Source organism: Variovorax sp. GW821-FHT10C12, from assembly GCF_059415405.1.
In genome coordinates, this window is sequence record NZ_JBWKNE010000007.1 from 23069 (window position 1) to 48896 (window position 25828).

General features: G+C 68.4%; 22 protein-coding genes and 1 pseudogene. 14 read left to right on the forward strand and 9 right to left on the reverse strand.

Annotated elements, in window-relative coordinates:
- Position 1: 1 nt before the first annotated feature.
- Positions 2 to 1294 carry a glycoside hydrolase family 3 N-terminal domain-containing protein gene (locus AC07OH_RS24765; RefSeq protein WP_495302475.1) on the reverse strand — a complete coding sequence of 431 codons (1293 nt, stop codon included), beginning with the start codon at positions 1292 to 1294 and terminating at the stop codon, positions 2 to 4.
- Positions 1291 to 2769: a cell envelope integrity protein CreD gene (creD, locus tag AC07OH_RS24770; RefSeq protein WP_495302476.1), complete on the reverse strand. Its 1479-nt coding sequence runs from the start codon at positions 2767 to 2769 to the stop codon at positions 1291 to 1293. Before creD ends, AC07OH_RS24765 begins: the two co-directional genes overlap by 4 nt.
- Positions 2770 to 2985: 216 nt before the next feature.
- Between creD and AC07OH_RS24775 the strand changes: the two genes are divergently transcribed.
- The 8 genes and pseudogenes from AC07OH_RS24775 to AC07OH_RS24810 all read left to right on the forward strand — a co-directional run bounded on the left by AC07OH_RS24775 (position 2986) and on the right by AC07OH_RS24810 (position 11440).
- A complete protein-coding gene (locus AC07OH_RS24775) occupies positions 2986 to 5046 on the forward strand; it encodes a VIT and vWA domain-containing protein (RefSeq protein ID WP_495302477.1) in 2061 nt (686 codons plus the stop codon).
- Positions 5047 to 5063: 17 nt separating this feature from the next.
- Positions 5064 to 5996: an exosortase Q gene (xrtQ, locus tag AC07OH_RS24780; RefSeq protein ID WP_495302478.1), complete on the forward strand. Its 933-nt coding sequence runs from the start codon at positions 5064 to 5066 to the stop codon at positions 5994 to 5996.
- On the forward strand, positions 5977 to 6546 hold the full coding sequence (locus AC07OH_RS24785) for a hypothetical protein (RefSeq protein ID WP_062480445.1): 570 nt from the start codon (positions 5977 to 5979) through the stop codon (positions 6544 to 6546). Before xrtQ ends, AC07OH_RS24785 begins: the two co-directional genes overlap by 20 nt.
- A 13-nt stretch (positions 6547 to 6559) precedes the next feature.
- The gene (locus AC07OH_RS24790; protein WP_495302479.1) at positions 6560 to 7828 is read left to right on the forward strand and encodes a biosynthetic peptidoglycan transglycosylase; all 1269 of its coding nucleotides are present in this window, start codon (positions 6560 to 6562) and stop codon (positions 7826 to 7828) included.
- Positions 7825 to 8589 carry a GNAT family N-acetyltransferase gene (locus AC07OH_RS24795; RefSeq protein ID WP_495302480.1) on the forward strand — a complete coding sequence of 255 codons (765 nt, stop codon included), beginning with the start codon at positions 7825 to 7827 and terminating at the stop codon, positions 8587 to 8589. The genes AC07OH_RS24790 and AC07OH_RS24795 overlap by 4 nt, the downstream gene beginning before the upstream one ends.
- 70 nt (positions 8590 to 8659) lie before the next feature.
- The gene (locus AC07OH_RS24800) at positions 8660 to 9553 is read left to right on the forward strand and encodes a pirin family protein (protein ID WP_495302481.1); all 894 of its coding nucleotides are present in this window, start codon (positions 8660 to 8662) and stop codon (positions 9551 to 9553) included.
- 86 nt (positions 9554 to 9639) lie between these two features.
- Positions 9640 to 10712 (forward strand): annotated as a pseudogene (locus AC07OH_RS24805) (flavodoxin family protein).
- Between the two features lie 149 nt (positions 10713 to 10861).
- Complete coding sequence (locus tag AC07OH_RS24810; RefSeq protein ID WP_495302482.1) at positions 10862 to 11440, forward strand: Spy/CpxP family protein refolding chaperone; 579 nt, start codon at positions 10862 to 10864, stop codon at positions 11438 to 11440.
- A 99-nt stretch (positions 11441 to 11539) separates the two neighbouring features.
- Here AC07OH_RS24810 and AC07OH_RS24815 read toward each other — a convergent pair whose 3' ends face one another.
- On the reverse strand, positions 11540 to 11914 hold the full coding sequence (locus AC07OH_RS24815; protein WP_235944255.1) for a serine/threonine protein kinase: 375 nt from the start codon (positions 11912 to 11914) through the stop codon (positions 11540 to 11542).
- Positions 11915 to 12124: 210 nt separating this feature from the next.
- On the opposite strand from AC07OH_RS24815, the gene AC07OH_RS24820 reads away from it, so the two are divergent.
- The 4 genes from AC07OH_RS24820 to AC07OH_RS24835 all read left to right on the forward strand — a co-directional run bounded on the left by AC07OH_RS24820 (position 12125) and on the right by AC07OH_RS24835 (position 15812).
- On the forward strand, positions 12125 to 12922 hold the full coding sequence (locus AC07OH_RS24820) for an endonuclease/exonuclease/phosphatase family protein (RefSeq protein ID WP_495302483.1): 798 nt from the start codon (positions 12125 to 12127) through the stop codon (positions 12920 to 12922).
- 14 nt (positions 12923 to 12936) lie between these two features.
- Positions 12937 to 14220 carry a cardiolipin synthase ClsB gene (gene clsB, locus AC07OH_RS24825; RefSeq protein ID WP_495302484.1) on the forward strand — a complete coding sequence of 428 codons (1284 nt, stop codon included), beginning with the start codon at positions 12937 to 12939 and terminating at the stop codon, positions 14218 to 14220.
- Positions 14217 to 15194 (forward strand): lysylphosphatidylglycerol synthase domain-containing protein, encoded by a 978-nt coding sequence (locus AC07OH_RS24830; RefSeq protein ID WP_495302485.1) that lies wholly within the window; start codon positions 14217 to 14219, stop codon positions 15192 to 15194. The genes clsB and AC07OH_RS24830 overlap by 4 nt, the downstream gene beginning before the upstream one ends.
- Before the next feature lie 117 nt (positions 15195 to 15311).
- Complete coding sequence (locus AC07OH_RS24835; RefSeq protein ID WP_495302486.1) at positions 15312 to 15812, forward strand: polyhydroxyalkanoate granule-associated phasin; 501 nt, start codon at positions 15312 to 15314, stop codon at positions 15810 to 15812.
- Between the two features lie 12 nt (positions 15813 to 15824).
- On the opposite strand, the gene AC07OH_RS24840 is transcribed toward AC07OH_RS24835, so the two are convergent.
- The 3 genes from AC07OH_RS24840 to AC07OH_RS24850 all read right to left on the reverse strand — a co-directional run bounded on the left by AC07OH_RS24840 (position 15825) and on the right by AC07OH_RS24850 (position 18358).
- Positions 15825 to 17021: a metallophosphoesterase gene (locus AC07OH_RS24840; RefSeq protein ID WP_495302487.1), complete on the reverse strand. Its 1197-nt coding sequence runs from the start codon at positions 17019 to 17021 to the stop codon at positions 15825 to 15827.
- Between the two features lie 184 nt (positions 17022 to 17205).
- Positions 17206 to 17721 (reverse strand): hypothetical protein, encoded by a 516-nt coding sequence (locus tag AC07OH_RS24845; RefSeq protein ID WP_495302488.1) that lies wholly within the window; start codon positions 17719 to 17721, stop codon positions 17206 to 17208.
- Positions 17722 to 17833: 112 nt separating this feature from the next.
- Positions 17834 to 18358 carry a hypothetical protein gene (locus AC07OH_RS24850; RefSeq protein WP_495302489.1) on the reverse strand — a complete coding sequence of 175 codons (525 nt, stop codon included), beginning with the start codon at positions 18356 to 18358 and terminating at the stop codon, positions 17834 to 17836.
- A 407-nt stretch (positions 18359 to 18765) separates the two neighbouring features.
- Here AC07OH_RS24850 and AC07OH_RS24855 point away from each other — a divergent pair, with 407 nt between their 5' ends.
- Complete coding sequence (locus tag AC07OH_RS24855) at positions 18766 to 19929, forward strand: ABC transporter substrate-binding protein (RefSeq protein WP_495302490.1); 1164 nt, start codon at positions 18766 to 18768, stop codon at positions 19927 to 19929.
- Positions 19930 to 20009: 80 nt separating this feature from the next.
- Here AC07OH_RS24855 and gyrB read toward each other — a convergent pair whose 3' ends face one another.
- The 3 genes from gyrB to dnaA form a co-directional block, all read right to left on the reverse strand.
- The gene (gyrB, locus tag AC07OH_RS24860; protein WP_495302491.1) at positions 20010 to 22631 is read right to left on the reverse strand and encodes a DNA topoisomerase (ATP-hydrolyzing) subunit B; all 2622 of its coding nucleotides are present in this window, start codon (positions 22629 to 22631) and stop codon (positions 20010 to 20012) included.
- Positions 22632 to 22765: 134 nt separating this feature from the next.
- Complete coding sequence (gene dnaN / locus AC07OH_RS24865) at positions 22766 to 23872, reverse strand: DNA polymerase III subunit beta (RefSeq protein WP_099794246.1); 1107 nt, start codon at positions 23870 to 23872, stop codon at positions 22766 to 22768.
- A gap of 89 nt (positions 23873 to 23961) precedes the next feature.
- Complete coding sequence (dnaA, locus tag AC07OH_RS24870) at positions 23962 to 25341, reverse strand: chromosomal replication initiator protein DnaA (protein ID WP_495302492.1); 1380 nt, start codon at positions 25339 to 25341, stop codon at positions 23962 to 23964.
- A gap of 308 nt (positions 25342 to 25649) precedes the next feature.
- Between dnaA and rpmH the strand changes: the two genes are divergently transcribed.
- Positions 25650 to 25784, forward strand: a complete 135-nt coding sequence (gene rpmH / locus AC07OH_RS24875; RefSeq protein WP_007834827.1) for a 50S ribosomal protein L34 — start codon at positions 25650 to 25652, stop codon at positions 25782 to 25784.
- The last annotated feature ends 44 nt before the right edge of the window (positions 25785 to 25828 follow it).

Genomic DNA, 25828 nt, shown 5'->3' on the forward strand with positions numbered 1-25828 from the left:
GCTAGCGAAGAGGTTGGAGCCGTGGCGCGCGCGGGCGTTCCGTCACCCGGGGATCGAGCGCGCCGCGCCGCACGCCTTCCAGCGCGCAGTGCATGGCATCGAAATACTTGTCGTGGTCGTAGGCGATGAGCAGCAGGTCCACCCCGGCGTCGAGTGCGCCCAGCGTGGCGTTGCAAAGACCTCGGTTGTAGGCCCCGCCCATCGTGAGGTCGTCGGTGACGAGCAGGCCCTGAAAGCCCCATTCGCCTCGAATCACCTGCCGCACGATTTTGCGTGAGAAAGAGACCGGCGCGTCCGCGTCGAGTTCCCCAAGGATGACATGGCCCAGCATGATCGCGGCATCCGAATGTTTCGACACGTCTTGAAACGGCTTCCAGTCGTGCGCGGCCAGCCGGGCCACGGGCGTGCGCAGTTCGGCACCCATGTGGTGCGTGTCCTCGGTCACGCCGGCCAGGCCGGGAAAGTGCTTGAGCGTGCCGCGCACCCCAGCCGATTCAAGGCCTTGCTCGTAAGCGAGCGCCACCTGCGCGGTGACCTCGGGGTCGCTGGAAATGGCGCGTTCCTCGATGCGGGTGTGCAGGTCCCAGCGGCCCGGGGCGCGGCCGGGGCGCAGGTCGACCACCGGGCTGAAGTTCAGCGTGATGCCCAGCGCGGCGAGCGCCCCGCCCTGCTGTGCGCCGTAGGCGCGGGCACGTTGCAACAGTTCGTGTGCGGGCACGTCGGCGTCCAGCAGGCTGGCCAGCGCCGGCTGGTGCGGCACCATCGGCGACAGGCGCGAGACGCCGCCGCCCTCCTGGTCGGTCGCCACCACCAGCGGCGGCAGGCCGGCCGCCTGTCGCAGCGCCTGCAGGCTGGCGATTTCCGCGCGCAGGGTGTCGGCGCTGCGGCCCTTCACATTGCGGCCGGTGACGAAGATGCCGCCGATCAGGCCCCGGCGGGCCAGCTCGCGCAGGTCGTTCGCGTCGTCATAACCGACGATGAAGCGCGCGCCGAGTGCCTGCGCCACCGGGCCCGAAGCGGCGTTCACTTCCAGCCGGTGCTGGCGCGAGGCCAGCTCGTGGCCCAGCGCCGTCAGCACCGCGCCCACCGTCAGGGCCAGCGCCACGACTCGGCGTGCGCCGCGCGCGCTGCGCCAGGCGATCGCGGCGGCGGCGCACAGCGCGGCGAGCAGCAGCGGCAGCTCCTCCTCGCGCAGGAAGCGCAGGTGCGGGTCCTTCAGGTTCCAGGCCCAGGCGCACAGCACGGCCAGCAGCAGCCAGCCGAGCACGCCGGGGATGGCGCGCAGCAGTTTCATGCGTCCACCGTAGCCGCTGGCGCCGCCTCGTTGCGGCGCGACAGCGCATACCAGTCGACCTTGCGCGTCACCAGCATCAGCGCGGCCAGCATGCCGAAGATCAGCAGCGCGCCCAGCAGCAGCGCATTGCTTTCCGAGGCCAGCAGGCCGTAGAGCGCGCCGTACAGCAGCGCCACGAAAGCGGCGAACGACAGGCCGCGGCGCCAGCCTTCGAGCACCGCGCTGAAGTACACGGCCAGCAGCGCCACGCTGGCTGCGGCCGCGCCCGTGTAGGCCATCCAGAAGGCGAACTTCTCCGACAGCGCGAGCAGCAGCAGGAAGAACAGCGCGATCGACAGGCCCACCAGCCCGTACTGCACCGGGTGCAGGCGCAGCTTGCGGAACAGCTCGAACATGAAGGCCGCCATCAGCACCAGGCCGATGAAGAGCGCGCCGTACTTGCCGGCCCGCGTGCTCATCGAATACACGTTGACGGGCTGTGCGAGCGACACGTCGAAGGTCTGCAGAGGGCCCGAGGCATGGCGCGACATGGACGCCGAGGGCGCCGTGCGCACGACGGCTGCCGCGGCGTTCTGCGCGGCATCGCCTTCGCCGCCCCACAGGCCGGCACGCACCTGCTCGCGCGCCGTGGTCACCAGCGAGGACACGCGCCAGTGCGCGTCGAAGCCCTGCGGCGTCACCTCGCGCTGCGTGGCCAGGAAGCGACCGCCGAAGCTGGGGTGCGCCCACGGTGAACGCAGGTGCGCGGTGGTTTCCTCGGCGATCGGCACCATCGAGAGCGTGTCCTGGCCCACCAGCGAGAGCTTCATGTCGAAGGTCAGCGGTTTGCCCGTCTGCCATGCGGCGAGCGCGGCGCCCGAGAGCGGCGCGTGGATGCCGTCGGCGTACGTGGCGTTGTCGGGCAGGCCCGGCACGCGCTGGCGAAAGCGCAGTGCTTCGCCTTCGATGGTGAGCGCGGGCGAGCCGTCGAGGCCGCGCAGGTCGCTCACGTGAAAGGCGATCAGCGGCGGGCGGAACTCGATCGACGAATCGCTTTCGCTGTGCGGCACGGACCGCGGATCGAAGCCTGCGAAGCCGCCGCCGAGCGCGGCCGTGAGCGTGTAGAACGGAATGCGGAAGATGCCGCGGTAGCGCTCCTGCGGCGCCATGTCGCCCTCGATGTGCAGCTTGTCGGGGAACACGGCGTGCGTCATCTCCTTGCTCTGCGGGGCCTGGCCGATCACCTTGCCCTGCGCGTCGCGCAGCGGCTCCATCCAGCGCTCCACATACGGCACCAGAAGCACCGGTCCGACCATGGTTTGCGGCCCGGCATAGGACGCGGCGAGTTCGCGCGCGGCCTCCTGCTGGCTGTCGCCGCGGGCGCGGTTCAGGTCGTCGATCCGTGCCAGCGGGATGCACAGCACCAGCAGCAGGAAGAACAGGCCGGCCACCTTGACCAGCACCGAGGCCTGCAGGGCCTTCAACAGTTGAAGCATGGGTTTCTCCCCTCTTTCCCGTGTTTTTTCGTGATGAGGCGCCGATGCTCTCCGCCCGATCCGAAGGCCGTATGAAGCCGCCGCGCCGCGCACTTCACACAGACTTCACACAGCGGCGCATCCGGTTGTGGCGACTTCAACGCGCCTTCCAACTGCCTTCTCGCACGCTCACGACAGTGAGGGCCGTGCAAGTTCGCACGCAGAAGGACACCCGCCATGGACACCCCCACCACCCCACGCCCCGGCCGTTGGCTCTGGCTCGCCACCGTGAGCCTGGCCACCGTGGGTTTCATCGCCATGGGCGCCCGCCCGGTCCACGCGCAGGAAGCGCCCGCCGGTCCGCGCCTGAAGACCGAGAGCCCGTACTTCTTCGTCAAGAGCGACGACCCCTCGGTCGACCGCCTGCCGCTGAAGGGCACCGAGGTCTCGGTCAAGATTTCGGGCGTGATCGCCGACGTCACGGTCACGCAGACCTACCGCAACGAAGGCCAGCGCGCCATCGAGGCGAAGTACGTGTTCCCCGGTTCCACCAAGGCGGCGGTGAGCGGCCTCAACGTGCGCCTGGCCGACCGGCTCATCACGGCGCAGATCCGCGAGAAGCAGCAGGCCAGGATCGAATACGACACGGCCAAGAAGGAAGGCAAGACCGCCGCGCTGCTCGAGCAGCACCTGCCCAACGTGTTCCAGATGAACGTCGCCAACATCCTGCCGGGCGACGACGTGAAGGTGGAGCTGCGCTACACCGAGCTGCTGGTGCCGCAGTCGGGCAACTACCAATTCGTGTTCCCGACCGTGGTCGGGCCGCGCTACAACTCGCCGCAGTCGGAGAACGCCAAGGCCGCATGGCCGGCGCAGCCCACGCTGCGCGCCGGCGTGGCGCCCAGCACCAGCTTCAAGCTCACGGCGAGCATCGACACGCCGATGGGCCTGAAGGAAATCCGCTCCGCCACGCACACCATCGACGTGAAGAAGCGCGACGAAGACCAGCACGCGGACATCACGCTGGGCGCCGACGGCCGCCCCGCCGACAACCGCGACTTCGTGCTCGACTACCGCCTGGCGGGCGAGAAGATCGAGTCGGGCCTCATGCTCTACAAGGGCCAGGGCGAGAACGCAGAAAACTTCTTCCTCGCCATGGTCGAGCCGCCCAAGGCCGTGACCGCCAGCGCCATCTCGCCGCGCGACTACATCTTCGTGGTGGACATCTCGGGCTCGATGCACGGCTTTCCGCTGGACACCGCCAAGACCGTGCTCGAGCGCCTGATCGGCGGCCTGCGCCCCAGCGACACCTTCAACGTGCTGCTGTTCTCGGGCAGCAACAAGATGCTGTCGCCGCAGTCGGTGCCGGCCACGCGCGCCAACATCGAGCAGGCGCTCGCCACGATCAAGAACTACAGCGGCAGCGGCAGCACCGAGCTGATTCCGGCGCTCAAGCGCGTGTACGCCGAGCCCAAGGCCGCGAACGTGTCGCGCACCGTGGTGGTGGTGACCGACGGCTACGTGACGGTCGAGCGCGAAGCCTTCGAGCTGGTGCGCAGCAACCTCTCGAAGGCCAACGTGTTCGCCTTCGGCATCGGCTCGTCGGTGAACCGCAGCCTCATGGAAGGCATCGCGCGCGCCGGCATGGGCGAGCCCTTCATCATCACCGACCCGGTGCAGGCACCCGAGCAGGCCGCGCGCTTTCGCCGCATGGTGGAGTCGCCCGTGCTCACGAACGTGAAGGCCACCTTCGGCGGGCTGGACGTGTACGACGTGGAGCCGCAGGCGCTGCCCGACGTGCTGGGCGAGCGCCCGGTGATCGTGTTCGGCAAGTGGCGCGGCGAGCCCAAGGGCCGCGTGATCATCGAAGGCCAGAGCGCCACCGGCCCGTACCGCGAGGAAGTGCGCATCACGCCGCAGACGCGCCAGGACACCGCCGCGCTGCGCACGCTGTGGGCACGCCACCGCATCCAGAGCCTGAGCGACCAGGAAGCGCTCGAGGGCAGCGCCGCCTTCAAGGACCGCATCACCGAGCTGGGCCTGAAGTACAGCCTGCTCACGCAGTACACCAGCTTCATCGCGGTGGACAAGGTGGTGCGCAACGTCGCGCCGCAGAACAGCGTGGACGTGAACCAGCCGCTGCCGATGCCCCAGGGCGTGAGCGACCTGGCACTGGGCGCCGAGGTGCCGAGCACGCCGGAGCCGGAAACGCTGGGCGCGATCGCCGTGGTGCTGTCGATGCTGGCCATGCTGCGCCGCCGCGCGCGCCGCAACGACCCGCGCCGCTTCACGGCTTGAATACAGGACGCACGACCATGTCTCTGGCAACCCTGGCCCACCACCATCCGCGCGTCGTGGACTGGGCCATCCGCATCGACCGCACGCCGGCCTTCGGCTGGCTCGCGCTGCAGTGCGCCGCGCTCGCGCCCACCTGGGCCTGGATGGCGCGCCGCCTGCAGGACGGTTCCGACGATCCGCTGGGCCTCGTGGCGCTGGTCGCCCTGGCCGCGCTCGCCTGGCAGTGCCGGCGCGAGTTGCGCGCTTCGCCGCGCCTGGGCTGGCTCGCGCTGGCCGGCGTGGGCGCCGTGCTCGCCACGCTGCTGCGCACGGGCGGGGGCGGCCTGCCCGCGCTGCCGCCGCTGGCTTCGGGCCTGGTGGCGGTGCTCTCGCTCGCGGCCGGGCTGCTGGCCTTTTTGCCACGCGGCGTGGCGGCGCTGCCGGTGGCCGGGCTGTCGGTGCTGGCGCTGCCGCTGCTGTCGTCGCTGCAGTTCTACGCCGGCTACCCGCTGCGCGTGGTGACGGCCGAGGCCAGCCGCTGGCTGCTCGCGCCGGGCTTCGAGGTGGCGCGCGAAGGCGCCACGCTGATGGTTGACGGCCGCCTGGTGATCGTCGACGCGCCCTGCTCGGGCGTGCAGATGGTGTGGCTGGGCTATTTCACGGCCTGCGCGGTCGCGCTGTGGGCGCGGCGCAGCGACCGCGCCTTCCTGCGCCGCCTGCCGGCCGTCGGCTTGCTGGTGCTGGCCGGCAACATCGTGCGCAACAGCGTGCTGATTGCCTTCGAAGGCGCCGGCCATGCGCTCGCGCCGTGGGCGCACAACGCGCTGGGGCTGGTGCTGCTGGCCGTGGTGTGCGGCGCCATCGCGCGCCTGATGGTGCCGGCGCGCGTCGCACCGCGCATCGAACTCGACCGCCCGCTGCCGGGCCTGATCACCGCCGAAGGAGGCCGCCGTGTCGATACCGTTCGTTGAGCGCTGGTTCGCCAACCATTTCATCAACCGCGTGGGCCACAAGAGCGCGTTCGCGCTGGCGATGCTGCTGTGCGTGCTCTGGTCGGCCGCGGCGGCGCTGCGCGCGCCGGCCGAAGAGGCCGACGCCGTGGGTTCCCACGAATGGCCCAGCCAGTGGGACGGCGTGCCGCTGCGCCCGCTGGCGCTGAGCGAGGTCGAGCAGCGTTTTGCCGATCGCTTCCCGGGCGCCATCGGCCGCATGACCGACGGCCAGCAGACGCTGGTGATGCGCGCCGTGAACCGGCCCACGCGCATGCTGCATCCGGCCGCCGACTGCTACCGCGCGCTGGGCTACCGCATCGAGCAGGCGCGGCTGGAACGCGACGCGCAGGCGCGGATGTGGCGCTGTTTTGTGGCGCAACGGCACGGTACGGCAAATTTCCGCGTCTGCGAGCGCATCGTCGACGCCCAAGGCACGGCTTTCACTGACACTTCGGCTTGGTACTGGGCGGCGGCCAGCGGCCAGTCGCACGGTCCGTGGCAAGCTGTCACCGTGGCAAGACCGATGTGATGAGAACGTGTTTGTGAAGAAGACCCTGAGATTCGTGATTTACGGGCTGCTGGCCCTGGTGCTGACAGCCCTGGTGGCTATCTTCCTGATAGCCAAGATCGCCCTCGCCCCCTCCGCGGGCGAGTGGAGCACCACGGTCAAGGCCGGCCCGCTCGACTTCGAGGTCGGCGTGCCGACCGCGGTGCGGCTGGCCACCTCGTCGTGGTTCGCGCCGCGGCTGAACGGCCACGCGCTGGACACCCGCTTCGGCACCGTGCACTTCACCTGGGACGAGAAAACCGGCCAGCAGCAGATGCGCTGCGCGCCGTGCAGCGCCGACGTGCCTGCGCTCGGTACACAGCCCATCCAGGTCGAGCGGCTGGTGGCCACCGTGCGGCGCGACGGCAACACGCTGGCCGGCACCTTCGAGGCCACGCCACAGGCAGCCGACAGCAACGCCCTGCTGCAGGGCAGCTGGACCGGCCGCCTCGCGCCGAAGAACCTGCAGCTCGACGTCCGCGTGCAGGACGCGCCCATCGCCCGCTGGTATGCCGTGCTGGTGCCGGCGCTGCCCGAGCTGCAACGCGCCCGCATCGGCGGCACGCTGGCGCTGCAGGCGCAGCTGCTGCTGCCCGACGCCACCTTCGCGGTGCAGCCGGCCATCAGCCAGTTCACCGTCGAGGGGCTTGGCACCGAGGCCATGCTGGGCGCACGCACCAGCTGCGGCCCGTCGGGCAAGCTGGCCAACGACAGCTGGCTGGCGCGCGCCGTCATCGCGGCGGAAGACCAGCGCTTCTTCAGCCACGCCGGCTACGACCTGACCGAAATCCTCGCCTCGATCGACCACAACCAGAAGCCCGGCCAGACCCGGCGCGGCGGCAGCACGCTCACGCAGCAGCTGGCCAAGCTGCTGGTCACCGGCAGCGACCGCACGGCCGAGCGCAAGCTGCGCGAGCTGCTCTATGCGGTCGAGATGGAGCAGACGCTGGGCAAGGCCCGCATCCTGCAGCTGTACCTGGACAACGCCCCGTGGGGCGGCAACCTCTGCGGCGGCGAGGCGGCGGCGCGGCGCTACTTCAAGCGCAGCGCGCGCACGCTCGAGCCGGCGCAGGCGGTCTGGCTCGCAGCCATGTTGCACAAGCCGCAGGCCGTGCTGGAGCAATGGCGGCGCGACGGCCAGATCGATCCCGACCGCACCAAGTGGGTGGCCGAGAGCGTGCGCGGCATCAGCCGCAACCAGCGTGAGGCGCTGCTCAAGAGCGTGGCCGCGGCCAAGTACGCGCCGCCGGAAGCCGTGCAATGAGCATTGCCCCGCACGACATCGAAGCCATCGAACGCGCCACCGTCGCGGCGGTCGCACCCGAAGCCTGCGAAGAACTCGACGGCTGGCTGCTGCCCTTCGACCGCGGCACCGTCAAACGTGCCCGCTCCGCCGTGCCGCTGCACCGCGACCCGGTTGAGCCCGCCACGCTGGACCGCATCGAAGACCGCTGCGACAGCCGCCAGGTCGCGCCTGCGCTGCGGCTGGCCGACGCCGCCTGCTTCGACACGCTGCGCGCCGAACTCGCCCGCCGGCATTACGTGGCCGACAGCCCGACCTGCGTGCAGACCGGCTCGTCGCGGCGCATGCGCGACCTCGTCGCGGCGGACCTGCGGCTGGCCGATGTCGACGCGACGCCCGACCCGGCCTGGGCCGCGCTGTTCCTGGGCGAAGGCTTCGACCCGGTCGACGGCGTGCACCGCGTGCGTTCGCTGTCGCGCGCCACGGGTTCGCTCTTTGCGAGCGTGCGCGAAAACGGCGCCACCGTGGCGGCCGGCGCCATGGCCTTCGGCCACGGCTGGGCCAGCGTGCACGGCATGCGCACCGCTCCCTCGCAGCGCGGGCGCGGCCTGGCCGGGCGCGTGCTCGCCGGCCTGGCGCAGGCGGCGCTGGCACGCGGTGTCGAGCGCGTGTTCCTGCAGGTCGACGCGCAGAACCAGCCGGCGCTGGCCCTGTACCGCCGCGCGGGCTTCGAGACGCGTTGGCAGTACTGCTACTGGCAGCGCCAGCAGTGGCCGCGCTGAGCTGAACCCCACCCGCAGTGGGCATCCCCACCGGTGGCGCGGTCGGGGCTTTGGTGCCACCATGGGCGGCATGACGAACGTTCATGCCCACCACCACCCCACCGATCCCGTCGCCACCCCGCGCGGCATCGACCACATCGTGGCCGGTGTTTCCACCAGTGACGGCGACGGCGTCAAACTCACCCGCGTGCTGCAGCAGCCGCTGCAGAAGCGGCTCGACCCCTACCTGATGCTCGATGCCTTCGGCAGCGACAACCCGGGCGACTACATCGGCGGCTTTCCGAACCATCCACACCGGGGCTTCGAAACGGTCACTTACATGATCGCCGGGCGCATGCGCCACCGCGACAGCGCGGGCCACGAAGGCCTGCTCGAGAACGGCGGCGTGCAGTGGATGACGGCCGGCCGCGGCCTCGTGCACAGCGAGCTGCCCGAGCAGGAAGAAGGTCTGATGGAAGGCTTCCAGCTGTGGCTCAACCTGCCGGCGAAGGACAAGATGCGCGAGCCCTGGTACCGCGACATCCAGAGCAGCGAGATCCCCGAGTTCACCACCGCCAGCGGCGCGCATGTGCGCGTGATCGCCGGCGTCAGCCACGGCGTCGCAGGCGCGGAGCAGCGCGCGCACACCCAACCGCTGTACCTGGACATCACGCTGCCGCCCGGCGCCGAGTTCGCGCAGCCGCTGCCGCCTGACCACAACGCGCTGGTCTACGTGTTCCGCGAATCGCTGTGGATCGCGGGCAGCGAGGTGCCGACGCGGCGCATGGCCATCCTGGCGAACGACCCCGGCAGTGACGGCACCGTGCTGCGCGCCGGCGCCAGCAACCACAGCCCGGCGCGCGCGCTGCTCATCGCGGGCCGTCCGCTGAACGAGCCCATCGCGCAGTACGGACCCTTCGTGATGAACACGCCCGAGCAGATCAAGCAGGCGGTGCACGACTTCCAGAACGGCAAGCTGGGCTGAGCCCGAAGCCTCTGTAGTCGCTCGCCTACCGCAAGTCGGCGTCGCGTGCGGGTCGCGCCGGCCGGTGCGCCGCCTAGATTGCGGACATGCCTCCCACGATACGCAAGGGACAGGCGCCGCCGATGCTGCAGCGCGCCGAGTTCCACGACCGCTTCATGCAGAGCTTCCACGACCCGGCGTTCCGGGCCGAGACCGAGGCGCTGCGGCGCCTGGAAGACATCGCCTGGCAAGCCTACGACGAAGGCCGCAAGGCGCCCGTCACGCGCCGCGCCGGGCCCGGCTATGCCGACCCCGACTACGAACTCTCGGTCGACTGGCTCGACGCCCGCGCGCGCATCGACGCGGCGCAGGACGCCTGGGGCCGGCCCGAGACCCGCTCGCGCGTGCTGCTCGTCAACGGCTCGCCGCGCAACGACGGCACCTGCCCCGGCGAAATCTCCAAGACCTGGCGCCTCACGCAGTGCGCGCGCGAGGTGCTCGAAGGCGGCGGCATCGAGGTCGACGTGCTCGACCTGAGCCGGCTCACGTCGGACTACGGCCGCCACATCCACCCGTGCAAGGGCTGCGTCTCCACCGCGATGCCGCTGTGCCATTGGCCCTGCAGCTGCTACCCCAACCACGCGCTGCGCCAGACCGGCGACTGGATGAACGAGATCTACGAACGCTGGGTGGCCGCGCACGGCGTGATCGTGCTCACGCCCACGCACTGGTACCAGGCCGCGAGCCCGCTCAAGCTCATGATCGACCGCCTCGTGTGCGCCGACGGCGGCAACCCCGACCCCACCAGCACGCACGGCAAGAAGCCCGACGAGGCCAAGGCCCTGGAGCTCGAAGGCTGGGGCTACCCCAAGCACCTGGAAGGCCGCGTCTACGGCGTGGTGGTGCACGGCGACGTGGCCGGCCCCGAGGGCCTGCGCCGCAACCTCACGGACTGGCTCGACTGGATGGGCCTGGTCGACGCGGGCGCCCAGGCGCGGCTGGACCGCTACATCGGCTACTACGCGCCCTACGCCACCAGCCACGAGGCGCTGGACGCCGATGCCGATGTGCAGGAAGAGGTGCGCAACGTCGCGCGCGCCGTGGTGCTGCGGTGGCCGCGCTGCGCGCCGGCAAGCTGCAGGTGCCCGACCGCGGGTTGAAGGCGCCCCGGCCCAAATAAGTCACGCTGCAGGCCACAGGACCGCGCTGCGGTTCATGCTTCTTTACGCACGCTCACGTTCGGCTCACGGACGCGTTACAGAGGCGCTCCACACTTCGTCTCACCCGCTGCCCTTTGGTGGCGGACTTCTTCGAAAGGAAGCGACTCTCATGATCTCTCTTCGCCAACGCATCGTCTGGGCCAGCCTGCTGGGTTCGGCCGCCCTCGCCTCTTCGGGTGCCTTCGCTCAGGCGCCGGCCGCCACCGCGCCGTCGACCGCCGCACCCACGGCCGCCACGGCCCCCGCCGATGCCACCGCCGCACCCAAGGCGCAGCACAAGCGCATGGACCCGGCCCAGCGCATGGAGCGCATGAAGGAGCACCGTGCCAAGCGCCTGGCCGCGCTGAAGGACAAGCTCAAGCTCACCAGCGCCCAGGAAGGCGCGTGGGGCAGCTTCACCGAGGCCAGCCAGCCGCCGGCCGGTGCCGCCCGCCCGCAGCGCATGGACCGCGCCGAGTTCGCCAAGCTGACCACGCCCCAGCGCCTGGAGCACATGCAGGCCCGCCAGGCCGAGCGCAGCGCCCGGTTCGCCAAGCGCGCCGAAGCGACCAAGACCTTCTACGCCGCGCTGACGCCCGAGCAGCAGAAGACCTTCGACGCCGAGACCGCGAAGTTCGCGGGCCACGGCCATCGCTTCCATCGCGGTGGGCATGAAGGCCACCACGGTGCGGCGCCGGCCAAGAGCTGACGACCAGGCGGCCGGCTGAAGGGAGCCGGCCTCCAGGAAAGGGCAGAAAAAAGCCCGCGATGCGCAAAGCATCGCGGGCTTTTTCGTGGGCGCGCGGTGTTACTGCGGCGTGCCCGTCTTCTCGGTCGGGTTGGTCGGCACCGCCGGGCGTTCACCCGGCTGGCCGAAGCGCGGCTTCACATGCTGCGTCTCGGCGCGCACTTCCGCGCGCGAGCGCTCGCCGGTCGGCGACGGCATCGCGTTGGGCTGGTGGTTCACGGTGGTGCTGGCCTCGCCCTTGGGCACCACGCTGTTGGCGTTGTTGCGGTTCTGCGCGCGGGCCTCGGCCTTCACGGCCTCGCGCGAGACGGGCATCGAGCTGTCGCCCGCCATCGGTTCGACAGGTGCCGGCTTCTGGGCCTGGGCGAGGCCCGCGCCCAGCAGGGCGGCGAGCAGCGCGGTGGGGATCGTCAGGCGTTGCAGGGTGGTCATCATGGAAAGCTCCTTTGCAGATGGAAAAAGGCACAAAGCACGAGCGCGATGGCATCGGCTTTGAAACCACCGTAGGAGCCTCGTTTCGGGCGCTGTGTGGGGGTGCGGCAGGCCTGCCTGTAGGAGCCCGCCGCCCTTGCGTGAAAGGCACGCGAAGAAGGTGGCGCGTTCCTACAGTCGGCGCGGGCGCGGCCACGTACAACGGGAACACCGATGTCCTCCCCCATCATTTCCCCGCTGCCCGAGGCCGCTGTCGCCGCCGCACCGGCCTCGCTCAAGGTCATGACCGTGAACACCCACAAAGGCTTCACGGCGCTGAACCGCCGCTTCATCCTCCCGGAGCTGCGCGATGCGGTGCGCACCGTGGGCGCCGACGTGGTGTTCCTGCAGGAGGTGATGGGCACGCACGCGCGCCATTCGCGCACCGTGAACAACTGGCCCGAGGCGCCGCACTACGAATTCCTGGCCGACACCATGTGGCCGCAGTTCGCCTACGGGCGCAACGCGGTGTATCCGAAGGGGCACCACGGCAACGCGGTGTTGTCGAAGTTTCCGATCGTGCATTTCCGCAACCACGACGTGTCGGTGAGCGGCCCCGAGAAGCGCGGCCTGCTGCACTGCGTGCTGCGCCTGCCCGGGCGCACGGTCGATGTGCATGCGATCTGCGCGCACCTCGGGCTGGCCGAGGCGCAACGCCAGCAGCAGCTGGAGCTGCTGTGCCACATCGTGCGCGACGAGGTGCCGGCCGACGCGCCGCTGATCGTGGCGGGCGACTTCAACGACTGGCGCGCCCGCGCGCACGACGTGCTGGCCGAAGGCGCGTCGCTGCGCGAGGTGTTCGTGCATGCCCACGGCCGCGCCGCGCGCACCTTTCCGGCGCGCCTGCCGCTGCTGCCGCTGGACCGCATCTACGTGCGCAACGCGGGCGCGCACGCGCCCGTGGTGCTGCCGCGCCGGCCCTGGTCGCACCTGTCGGACCATGCCCCGCTGGTGGCGGACATCGACCTGTGAGCACCGAGGCCCCCATGCGCGACACCCCCGAGCGCGCCGGCCACTGGACCGGCGGCAACCGCATCGACCTGCTGGAGAACGGCGAGGAATTCTTTCCGCGCGTGTTCGAAGCGATTGGCGCGGCGCGGCGCGAAGTGATCATCGAGACCTTCATCCTGTTCGAGGACAAGGTGGGCCTGGCGCTGCATGCGGCCATGCGCGCGGCGGCGCAGCGCGGCGTGAAGGTCGACCTGATGATCGACGGATTTGGCTCGCCCGACCTCTCTCACGAGTACCTCGAAAGCCTGGCCACGGCCGGCGTCAAGGTGCGCGTGTTCGACCCGGGCCAGCGCTTCCTGGGCCAGCGGCTCAACGTGTTCCGCCGCATGCACCGCAAGATCGTGGTGGTCGACGGCGAGCGCGCCTTCGTGGGCGGCATCAATTACTCCGAGGACCACCTGCTCGATTTCGGCCCCAAGGCCAAGCAGGACTACGCGGTCGAGCTGGCCGGGCCGATCGTGGCCGAGATCCACCAGTTCGTGCTGCGCGCGATTGCAGTCGGCGGCAAGGGCGTGGGCTGGTTCCGGCGAAGGCTGAAGCAGGCACCGCCCGCGTCGCAGCTGCAGGCCGCGGCGGGCGAGGCCGACGCGATCTTCGTCACGCGCGACAACCGCCGCCACACCAACGACATCGAGCGCCACTACCGCGCCGCGATCCGCGCCGCGCGCGAGCGCATCGTGATCGCCAACGCGTACTTCTTTCCGGGCTACCGGCTCATCAAGGAGCTGCGGCGCGCGGCGCGGCGCGGCGTCGATGTGCGCCTCATCCTGCAGGGCGAGCCCGACATGCCGATCGTGAAGACGGCCGCCGGCATGCTGTACCACCACCTGCTGCACGCGGGCGTGCGCATCTACGAGTACTGCGACCGCCCGCTGCACGGCAAGGTCGCGCTCATGGACGACCGCTGGAGCACCGTGGGCTCGAGCAACCTCGACCCGCTGAGCCTGTCGCTCAACCTCGAGGCCAACGTGGTCGTGCGCGACACCGCGTTCAACCACCTGCTGTGGGAGCGCATGGACCATCTCATGCAGCACAGCTGCAAGCAGATCGGCACGCACGACCTGGCCAGCGAGTGGAGCGGCTGGCGGCTGGTGCGCAGCTTCTTCGTCTTCCACTTCTTACGCTGGTACCCGTCGTGGCTGAACCGCCTGCCGCGCCACGCGCCGCGTCTCACGCCGGCCGAGGCGACCGACCTCATGGCGCAGCAACAGAAGAAGCACACGGGCGACGAGGGCACGGCGCGCACGGAGACCGCATGAGTGCCTCGCTCGCGCTCACGCACCGGCCCTGGTGGCCGTGGGCGCGGCGCGTGGCGATCTGGGCCTTCTTCGGCGCCATCGCCTGGCTGCTGCTGAAGCAGGCGCGCACCATCGACTGGGCCGAGGTGTTCGCCGCACTGCGCGCGCTGCCGGCCCTCACGCTGCTCGCGGCCGGCGCGCTGGCCGCCGCCAGCTTCGCGCTCTACAGCACCTACGACCTGCTCGGGCGTCACCTCACGAAGCACCGGCTCGGCGCCGGCACCGTGATCGGCGTGACCTTCATCAGCTACGCCTTCAACCTCAACTTCGGCTCGCTGGTGGGCGGCGTGGCCTTCCGCTACCGGCTGTACTCGCGCCTGGGGCTGGGCAACGAGACCATCACGCGCGTGCTGGGCTTCAGCATGCTGACCAACTGGCTCGGCTACCTCGTGGTGGCCGGCGCGGCCTTCTGCTTCTGGCCGATGGCGCTGCCGCCCGACTGGAAGATCGACGGCGGTGGCCTGCGCATGCTCGGCGCGGTGCTGCTGATGGTGTCGCTGACGTACCTGGCGCTGTGCGCGTTCTCCGATGGCCACGTCTGGCGCGTGCGCGGCCATGCGCTGCGCACGCCGAGCTTGCCGATGGCCTTGCTGCAGCTGGCGATGTCGTGCCTCAACTGGTCGCTCATCGGCGGCGTGATCTGGGTGCTGCTGCAGGGCGAAGTCGGGTATCCGCAGGTGCTCGCGGTGCTGCTGGTCGCCGCCGTGGCGGGCGTGGTCACGCACGTGCCGGCGGGGCTCGGCGTGCTGGAGGCCGTGTTCGTGGCGCTGTTGGCGCACGAGGTGCCCAGCACCCGGCTGCTGGGGGCGCTGCTGGCCTACCGCGCGCTGTATTACCTGTTGCCGCTGGCCGTGGCGCTGGTCGCTTACCTCGTCACCGAGGCGCGTGCAGGGCGTTTGCGCGCGGATGCCGGCAACAACCACAACAAACGTTAAATATTGCCCGCAGAAAGCAATCGATCGGTGAAATGACGGTCAGGAATTGTTGCACTGCAACAATTTTCACTTTGCAGGCCTATAGTGGCCCTCTGTTCCCCTACGTGCCCTCTTCCCATGTCGTCCTTCAGTACCACCGCCCGCGTGGCCAGCCCGCTGATGCAATGGGTCGACCTGGCCCTCAAGACCCACGAGACCCTGCTGTCGTCCGGCACGGTGATCCGCATGCGCACCGAGCGCATCGCCAAAGCCGGGCTCACGCCCAGCGCCGCCGACCTCGCGGAGTTCCAGCTGATGGGCCACGAAAAGCTCGCGGCAGCCAGCGAGTCGGGCCTGGCGATGGCCAGGCAGTGGCACAGCAGCCAGGCCTCGCTGGCCCAGCGCGCATGGCAGCAATGGCTGCAGGGCACCACCGCCCTCTTCTCGCTGGCCGGCAGCTTCACGCCGGCGCAGGCGGCCACGCACGGCGACGCGCTCGTGCAGGCCACGGCGCGCGGCGCCAGCACGATGGGTCAGCTCACGGGCGTGGCGGCGCGCATTGCGCGCGAAGGCCTCAAGCCGATCCACACCGCCGCCACGTCGAACGCGCGGCGGTTGCTGGCCGAACTGCAGGCCTGAAGCCGCTGCGTTTCAGGGCTGCGCCGGGACCAGCGTCACCAGCGTGATTTCCGACGGCGCACCGAAACGCTTCGGCGGCCCCCAGTAGCCGGTGCCCCGGCTCACGTAGATCCACATGTCGTGCAGCTTGTGCAGGCCGGCCGTGAACGGCTGCTGCATCGGCACGAACAGGTTCCACGGAAAGAACTGGCCGCCGTGCGTGTGGCCCGACAGCTGCAGCTGGTAGCCGGCCGCGGCCGCCACCGGCGCGCTGCGCGGCTGGTGTGCCAGCAGCACGCGCGTGTGCACCAGCGGCGGCGCGTCGTACAGCGCCAGGTGCGGGTCGCTCGCGTGCGCGGCGTCGAAATGGCCGGCGGTGAAGTCGGTCACGCCGGCCAGCACCAGCGCGCTCTCGAACAGCTCTTCGTCGGTCTGCGCGCCGCGCACGTTGCGCGTCTGCAGCACCACGTGCTCGTTCAGCAGCACCTTCAGGCCGAGGCGGCGCAGCTCGTCGATCCAGGCGTGCGCGCCCGCGTAGTACTCGTGGTTGCCCGTGACCACGAAGGTGCCGTGGCGTGCGCGCAGCCCCGCCAGCGGCGCGATGTGCTCGCGCAGTTCGGGCACGCTGCCGTCCACCAGGTCGCCGGTGATCGCGATGGCGTCGGCGCCGAGCCGGTTCACCGCGTCGACGATGCGCTGGATGTAGCCGTTGCGGATCGTCGGGCCCACGTGGATGTCGCTGAGCTGAGCGATGGTGAAGCCGTCGAGCGCCGCGGGCAGGCCGCGGATCGGCACTTCGACCTGCTTCACGCCGGCCGTGCGGCGCGCGTTGATGAAGCCGATGAGCGACACGCCCGTGGCGAGCGTCAGCACCGCCAGCGTGCTCCAGGGCCCGACCTTGTCCCAGGGCACCTGCAGGCCGCCGAGCGCGCTGGCCAGCCAGGCCAGCAGCAGGCCGAGGTCGCGCACCAGCGTGAGCACGAACAGCGAGGAGAACCAGCCCATGCTGATCAGGCCGATCCAGTGCAGCGTCTCGCCCGCCGGCTTCGCCTTGCGGCCGGCCTTCTGGCTGCGCGACACGAACGGCAGCGGCATCGTGACCGCCGACACCGCCAGCAGCACGAGCGCCAGCGGCCACGCAGGCGTGAGCGACGCCAGCGCAGGCAGCAGGCGCAGCGCGATGTAGACGTGCAGCAGCGCGGTCAGGACGCTCAGGGGACGGATCGGCATGAGGACTGGGGGGACGCGGGCATCGCCCGGGACACGTCATCTGCAAGGCGCATGCCGCGCATTCAAGGCGTCGAAAGCTGCCTGGGTCGCTATTTTTTCTATAGCGCAAGGCAACCGGATAGCGGGCGTTGGGGCGCCGCGGGCGTGACGGTTCGGTGTCTGCTGCGGCGCGGTGCCGCTGTGCTTACCGCACCGTGCGCGTGCCGGCCGATGCCATGTCGGTGCCCGCCGGCCATTCGAAGACCGCCTTGGTCGGCGCGCCCAGTGACACCTGCAGCGTTTGCTTGAGCGTCTGGCCGCCGATGCGAGCCTCCACTTCATAGCGGCCCGGCTCGAGCCGCGCCACCATGAACGGTCCGCCCGAGACCACGTTGTTGAGCAGCGCGGTACCGTGGCTGTCGCGCACGGTCACGTGCACGCCGGCCGCGAAGTCGGCGCGGCGGCCGTCCTTGATTGCGAATTCGAAGCTCGCGGGCCAGCGCGGCGACACGGTTTCCATCAGCTGCGCCTCGTCCTGGCCGATGCCGCCGCTCATGTACTCGACGCCGTGCGCCATGAGGATCGGCGGGTTCATCGCGGCCTGGGCCGGCTGCGCCGAGAGCGCACCGCCGAGCAGCACGAGCAAGGCGGCGCCCGTCGCCGCGGCGATGGGCCGCGCGTGCGAGAACAGAAACAGGGGGGTGGTGGTGGTGAGAGACATCGAAGCCTTCCTTTCCGGGCGGTGGTGGCGACAGGCCACGCAGGAAAGCACTGTGCCGGGCACGACTTAAGGAAAACTTAACTGCGCGCGGGCCGCAGCGGCCCGCGTCGGGTCAGCGCGCGGCGGTTTGTGCCAGCGCCTGGGGCAGCGGCGGCGCGACCGAGGCCATGTCGAAGTTCGACGGCCAGACGAACGAGGCACGCGCCGGGATGCCGGCGATCACGACCAGCTGCTGCGTGAGCGTGAGCCCGCCCAGCGTCACGTCGACGTCGTAGGCGCCCGGCTCGAGCCGCGCGAGCATGTAAGGCGCCTGGGTCTGCACTTCCATGACGGTCTGGCCCGTGTACTTCTGGCGGATCTGGATCGCTGCCTTGGCCGGGAAGCCGGCCTGCTGCGCGCCCTTGCCGTCGTTCACGCGGAAGTCGATGGTCGCGGCCCATCGCGGCGCGACCATTTCCAGGAAGGCGGCTTCGCCCTTGGCGGCACCGCCGCACATGTATTCGATGCCCTGCGCGACCTGGATCGGTGGGTTCGAGAACGCATGGGCCGGCGACACGGCCCCGAGGAAGGCCGCGGCGACCGATGCGCCGCCCAGAACCAGTGCAGCCACGGGCTGTTGGAAACGCTTGGGGTTCATTGCTCTGTGTGTCCTCGATCTTGCGTGACAGGAAATCCGTCAGGAATTTTGCTTAGCAAGAGTCGGGCTAGATATAGCGTTTACGAGGAAGCTTCTGCGTTGCGCAGGTGAATGCTATTGTTTTCATAGCTGGTGACGCCCGTGTGACGGGCCTCAGTTCCGCTTTTCGGGTGTCCTTCATCGGAAACCCTGAGACGGGGCCCCGGACGCGTTGCGAACGAGCCCGTTTCGGCCCGTCGCCGGCCCCGCGGCCTGTACTGAATTGGCAACAAAAGACGGAATTCGTGCGCAATTGACTGGGCATTCCCTAGCTATGGGAGGAGGCGCAAAGAAATTAGGCTCGGCGCTTCTTTCCAAAGCGCGCAAACCAAATGCCTCATCCAAATCGTCGATTCATTTTCTTGTTGATGGGTTTGGGACTGGCCGCCCAGGCAAGCGCACAGCAACCGGCGCCGATCCGCATCGGTGTCATCGGCCCTTTCACCGGGCCATCGGCCGATTTCGGCCTGCCGATGCTCAACGGCGTGAAGATGGCCGTCGACGAAATCAATGCCGTGGGCGGATATCTCGGGCGCTCGCTCGAACTGGTGATCAAGGACGATCAGGCCAATCCGGACGTCGGCCGTTCGCAATCCCAGGCCCTCGTCAATGAAAAAGTGGTCGCCACCATCGGCTTCTGCAATACCGGCGTGGCGATGAATTCATTGGCGGTTTTCAATGACGCGAAATTGCCGCTGATCGTGCCCTGCGCCACCGGCTCGCCGCTGACCTCGACCTATCCGCCGGCCACGAGTTATGTGTTTCGCACCTCGCCCAAGGACAGCATCCAGGCGCCTTTCGTGGTCGACGATCTGCTGGCGCGGGGCTGGAAGCGGGTTGCCGTGCTGCACGACACCACCGGGTACGGCGAGGCGGGCGTGAAGGATGTGGAGAAGGCGCTGGCGGCCAGGAACCTCAAGCCCGTGTACGTGGGCCGCTTTCAGCTCGGTGTGAAAGACCTGACGAAGGAGCTGTCGGAGGCCAAGGCGGCCGGCGCGGACGTCATCTTCAGCTACACCGTGGGCCCCGAAAACGCCGTCATCGCACGCGGCCGGCAGGCCCTGAACTGGAAGGTGCCGCAGGTCGGCGCCTGGCCGCTGTCCTTCCCTTCGTTCATCGACGGCGCGCGGGAGGCCGCTGAAGGCGCGTTGATGGCGCAGAGCTTCATCGCCGAGCCCAGCAACGAGCGCCGCTCGTCGTTTCTGTCCAACTACGTACGGAAATTCAACACCAAGCGCATCCCGGTCCCGATGGCCGCCGCGCAGGCCTACGACGCCACGTACCTGCTGGCCCACGCGATGTTCAATGTGCCCAGCGGCAAGCTCGAAGGCCCGTTCATCAAGGCCGCGCTCGAGCAGCCCAAGCGGCCGTACTACGGCGTGGTCACGACGTATGACAAGTCGTTCTCGGAAAACGACAAGGACGCGCTGTCGCCCAACATGCTGGTGATGGGCGTGGTGCGCAACGGGCAGATCACCTTCGCGTACCCCGAGGACGCGAAGCGCAACCTGTTCGTGCAGCGCAAGCAGTAAGAGGAGCCAAAAAAAAGGGGCGCTTGCAGGCGCCCCCTTGGTGAACAGCGCGACACCACCGGTGCCGCGCCATCGATCGATCAGACGTCGATGTTCGACGCGCGCAGCGCGTTCTGCTCGATGAACTCGCGGCGCGGCTCCACCTCGTCGCCCATCAGCATCGTGAACACGCGATCGGCTTCGATCGCGTCGTCGATCTGCACGCGCAGCAGGCGGCGCACGGTCGGGTCCATGGTGGTTTCCCACAGCTGCTCGGGGTTCATCTCGCCCAGACCCTTGTAGCGCTGGCGCGAGGTGGCGCGTTCGGCTTCGCCGATCAGCCACTTCATGGCCTGGCGGAAGTCGTCGACCTTTTCTTCCTTGGCGCGTTCGCCCTCGCCGCGCTTGACCAGCGCGCCTTCGGCGCTCAGCAGGCCGCGGAAGGTGTTGGCGGCCTGCGCCAGCGCGTCGTAGTCGGCGCCGTGCACGAAGTCCTGCGAGATCACGCTGGACTTGATGTTGCCGTGGTGGCGGCGGCTGATGCGCAGCAGCGGCTTGTCGGTGCGGGCGTCGAACTCGCTGCTCACCTCGGCCGGCACGCCGGTCGTGTTGAGTTCGCGCAGCTTGGCCTGCAGTGCCACGGCCGAGGCCTCGGCGGCGGCCGGCGTGTCGAGGTCGAGCGCCACGCCGTCGGCGATGGCGCGCAGCGCTTCGGCGTCCATGAAGTTGCGCAGGCGCGCAATCACGGCCTCGGCCACCTGGTGCTTGCGCGCCAGCTCGGCCAGGGTGTCGCCCGACAGCGTGGTCGAAGTGGCGCCGCCGGTGTCGATGCTCGCGTCTTTCAGTGCCACCTTGAGCAGGAAGGCGTCGAGCGCGGGGCCGTCCTTCAGGTACTGCTCTTCCTTGCCGACCTTCACCTTGTACAGCGGCGGCTGCGCGATGTAGATGTGGCCGCGCTCGACCAGTTCGGGCATCTGGCGGTAGAAGAACGTGAGCAGCAGCGTGCGGATGTGCGCGCCGTCCACGTCGGCGTCGGTCATGATGATGATGCGGTGGTAACGCAGCTTGGCGACGTTGAAGTCGTCCGCGCCGCCGCCCGCCGTGGTCGCGCCGGCGCGGCCGATGCCGGTGCCCAGCGCGGTGATCATCGTCAGGATTTCGTTGCTGGTGAGCAGCTTCTCGTAGCGCGCTTTTTCGACGTTCAGGATCTTGCCGCGCAGCGGCAGGATGGCCTGGAACTTCCGGTCGCGGCCCTGCTTGGCGGAGCCGCCGGCGGAGTCACCCTCCACCAGGTAGACCTCGCACAGGGCGGGGTCCTTTTCCTGGCAGTCGGCCAGCTTGCCGGGCAGGCCCATGCCGTCGAGCACGCCCTTGCGGCGCGTCATTTCGCGGGCCTTGCGGGCGGCTTCGCGGGCGCGGGCGGCCTCGACGATCTTGCCGCAGATGATCTTGGCGTCGTTCGGACGTTCCTGCAGGTAGTCGGTGAGCAGGCGCCCGACGATGTCTTCCACCGGCGCGCGCACTTCGCTGGACACCAGCTTGTCCTTGGTCTGGCTGGAGAACTTGGGCTCGGGCACCTTCACGCTCAGCACGCAGCACAGGCCTTCGCGCATGTCGTCGCCGGTGACCTCGACCTTCGCCTTCTTGGCGAATTCGTTCTCTTCGATGTACTTGTTGATGACGCGGGTCATCGCGGCGCGCAGGCCCGTGAGGTGGGTGCCGCCGTCACGCTGCGGGATGTTGTTGGTGAAGCAGAGGACCTGCTCGTTGTAGCCGCTGTTCCACTGCATCGCCACTTCGACGCCGATGTGCGTGCCGGGGATGCCGCCGTAGGTGTCGGCCGGCTTTTCGCCCGCCGCGTAGAACGAGTTCGGGTGCAGGACGGTCTTGCCCTTGTTGATGAACTCCACGAAGCCGCGCACGCCGCCGGCGCCGGAGAAGTCGTCTTCCTTGCCGGTGCGTTCGTCGAGCAGGCGGATGCGCACGCCGTTGTTCAGGAAGCTCAGCTCGCGCAGGCGCTTGCTCAGGATCTCGTAGTGGAAATCGTTGTTTTCCTTGAAGATTTCCGTGTCGGGCAGGAAGTGCACTTCGGTGCCGCGCTTGTCGGTGTCGCCGATGATCTTCATGGGCGAGACCTCGACGCCGCTCACGGTCTCGAGCAGGCGGTTCTGCACGAAGCCGCGGCTGAATTCGAGTTCGTGGATCTTGCCTTCGCGGCGCACGATGAGGCGCAGCTTCACGCTCAGCGCATTCACGCACGAGACGCCCACGCCGTGCAGGCCGCCCGAGACCTTGTAGCTGTTCTGGTTGAACTTGCCGCCGGCGTGCAGTTCGGTGAGCGCGATTTCAGCGGCCGAGCGTTTGGGCTCGTGCTTGTCGTCCATCTTCACGCCGGTCGGGATGCCGCGGCCGTTGTCGGTGACGGAGATCGAGTTGTCGGAGTGGATGGTCACGACGATGTCGTCGCAATGGCCCGCCAGCGCTTCGTCGATGGAGTTGTCGACCACTTCGAACACGAGGTGGTGCAGGCCCGTGCCGTCGGAGGTGTCGCCGATGTACATGCCCGGGCGCTTGCGCACGGCTTCCAGACCTTCGAGGATCGTGATCGAGCCTTCGCCGTAGCTGGTGTCGGCGGGGGCGCCTTCGGGCGCCACGATCTGGATTTCAGGGGTATAGACCGGCTCGGTGTGCGGCACGTCGGGCTTGTTCTCTTCTGCACTCATTCGGAAATTCCTCTGTCTCTCACGGGTTTCCCGTGATTTTTCGGGCTCTCAAAAGCTCAATTCGCCGCCTCTTGAAAGCGCAAACCCGCGGGGGGCCGCGGGTTGTGTGCGCAAGGCGCTGTGTCCTGGGGGGTCTAGATGCGCATCGGCATCACGACGTACTTGAAAGATGCGTTCTCGGGGATGGTTAACAAGGCCGAGCTGTTGGAGTCGGCCAGGTCCAGCTTGACCATGTCCTGGTCCATGTTCGACAGCGCGTCGATCAGGTAGGTGACGTTGAAGCCGATTTCGATGCTGTCGCCGCCGTAGTCGATGTCGAGCTCGTCCTGGGCTTCTTCCTGCTCGGCGTTGTTCGACGCGATGCGCAGCGTGCCCGGCTCGATGTTCAGGCGCACGCCCTTGAACTTCTCGCTGGTCAGGATGGCGGTGCGCTGCAGGCTGGCCAGCAGCGGTGCACGGCCGAGCGTGACGGTGTTCTTGTGGTTCTTGGGAATCACGCGGTTGTAGTCGGGGAACTTGCCCTCGACCAGCTTGGTGACGAACTCCATGCCGCCGAAGCTGAACTTGGCCTGGTTGTTCGCGAACTGCATCTCGATGGCGCCTTCGGCGTCGGACAAGAGGCGCTGCATTTCGAGCACGGTCTTGCGCGGCAGGATCACCTCCTGGCGCGGCACTTCGACGTCGAGCAGGGCCGACGAGAACGCCAGGCGGTGGCCGTCGGTGGCCACCAGGCTCAGCTGCTTGCCTTCGGCCACGAACAGGATGCCGTTCAGGTAGTAGCGGATGTCGTGCACGGCCATCGCGAACGACACCTGCGAGAGCAGGTCTTTCAGCGTCTTTTGCGGCACGCTGAACACGGGGCCGAAATTGGCGGCTTCCTGCACCAGCGGGAAGTCTTCGGCGGGCAGCGACTGCAGCGTAAAGCGGCTCTTGCCACCCTTGAGCACCAGCTTGCTGGCGCTCGATTCGAGGCTCACGGTCTGGTCGGCCGGCATGGTGCGCAGGATGTCGATCAGCTTGCGCGCACCGATGGTGGTCGTGAAGTTGCCCTCGTCACCACCGAGTTCGGCGGTGGTGCGGATCTGGATCTCGAGGTCGCTGGTGGTCAGCTGCAGCTGGCCGCCGGTCTTGCGGATCAGCACATTGGCCAGGATCGGCAGGGTATGACGCCGTTCCACGATGCCGGCCACCGACTGCAGCGCGGCAAGAACTTTGTCTTGGGTTGCCTTCAAAACGATCATGTCTTCTTCCTCTTCTCTTATCTCTTTGAATCAGCTTTCAGGACGCCATTCTCCGCTGTCGCGAGGGGCGTTCTTGATGACATTCGGCTTCAGCCTTTGAGGGTCTGTTCGAGGACGTGCAGCTGCTGGTTGAGTTCGGTGAGCTGCTGGCGCTCGCCCGAAATCTTTCGCACTGCGTGGAGCACCGTCGTGTGGTCGCGACCGCCGAACAGCTCGCCGATTTCCGGCAGGCTCTTCTGCGTGAGCTCCTTGGCCAGGTACATCGCGATCTGCCGTGGCCGCGCAATGCTGGCCGGGCGTTTCTTGCTGTACATGTCGGCGACCTTGATCTTGTAGTAGTCGGCCACCGTCTTCTGGATATTTTCGACCGAGATCTGCCGATTCTGGATCGACAGCAGGTCGCGCAGCGCCTCGCGCGCCAAGGCGATCGAGATCTCCTTCTGGTTGAAGCGCGAGTACGCCAGGATCTTGCGCAGGGCGCCTTCGAGCTCGCGCACGTTGGAGCGCACGTTCTTGGCCACGAAGAAGGCGACTTCCTCGGGCATTTCAGTGCCTTCGACGCGGGCCTTGTTGATCAGAATCGCCACGCGCATCTCGAGCTCGGGCGGCTCGATCGCCACCGTGAGGCCCGAATCGAAGCGCGACACCAGCCGCTCGTGGATGTCGGCCAGTCCCTTGGGGTAGGTGTCGCTGGTCATCACGATGTGCGACTTCTTGGCCAGCAGGGCCTCGAACGCGTTGAAGAACTCTTCCTGCGTGCGGTCCTTGTTGGCGAAGAACTGCACGTCGTCGATCAGCAGCAGATCGAGCGAGTGGTAGCGTTCCTTGAACTCATCGAAAGTCTTGCGCTGATAGGCCTTGACCACATCCGACACGAATTGCTCGGCGTGGATGTAGAGAACTTTGGAATCGGGCCGGTCGGCCAGCAGCCGGTTACCCACCGCATGCATCAGGTGGGTCTTGCCCAGGCCGACGCCGCCGTAGATGAAAAGCGGGTTGTAAAGATGGCCCGGCATGCCGGCCACGTGCATCGCCGCAGCGCGTGCCATGCGGTTGGCCGTGCCCTCGACCAGGGTGTCGAAAGTGAGCCCCGAATTGAGGCGGTTCTTGAAGCCGGCGGCAACGGGCTCTTCGCCCGGACCGGCCACGTCGCGTGGCACATCCGTTTCGGCCAGAACGGCCATGGGGGCAACACGGACGGGGACTTCACGCGGAGCGAGCGCTAACTCGATGGCGACCGGCTGGCCGTACATCTTCTCGGCCATGGCCGCGATCTTGCCCGCGTACTGGGCACGGATCCAGTCGAGCTTGAAGCGGTTGGCCACGAACACTGTCATGCGCGAAAGGTCGTCGGCGACCTGCGCATGGAGGGGCTTGATCCAGGTATTGAACTGCTGCTCGGACAGCTCCTGCGCGAGCTGGTCGACGCAGGCTTGCCACAGGCTTTCGCCGATGCCGTCAGTCGACATGGGTGCTTGAAAAAGTGAGGGAACCTTCGGGCATTTCTTGTATAGGTATTGTGGATATTCTCTGCTGGAAGGCGCCGGGCATTCTAACTTGTCAAAACCTTATCCACATGCTGCAGTGCACATGGAAAGGCCCGCAAATGCAGTCGAAGATTGTTCCGGCGGCCAATGTTTGCGATAATTGCGGGTTTCCCTGAAAAGCCTTCATAGCGTCTTTCGGGGGCCATCCGAAACTCGCTCCCCCAGCGCTCGTCGGGTTTGTGCATGCCTTCATGCGGAAACCGGCGCAAACAGGGAATCAGGAAACCATCATGAAACGCACTTACCAAGCATCCAAAGTCCGCCGCGCCCGTACCCACGGCTTTCTGGTCCGCATGAAGACCCGTGGCGGCCGCGCCGTGATCAACGCACGCCGCGCCAAGGGCCGCAAGCGCCTGGCCGTCTGACGGCACCTCACCTGCCGTTGTCAGCCGCCGATACGTCCGCGCAG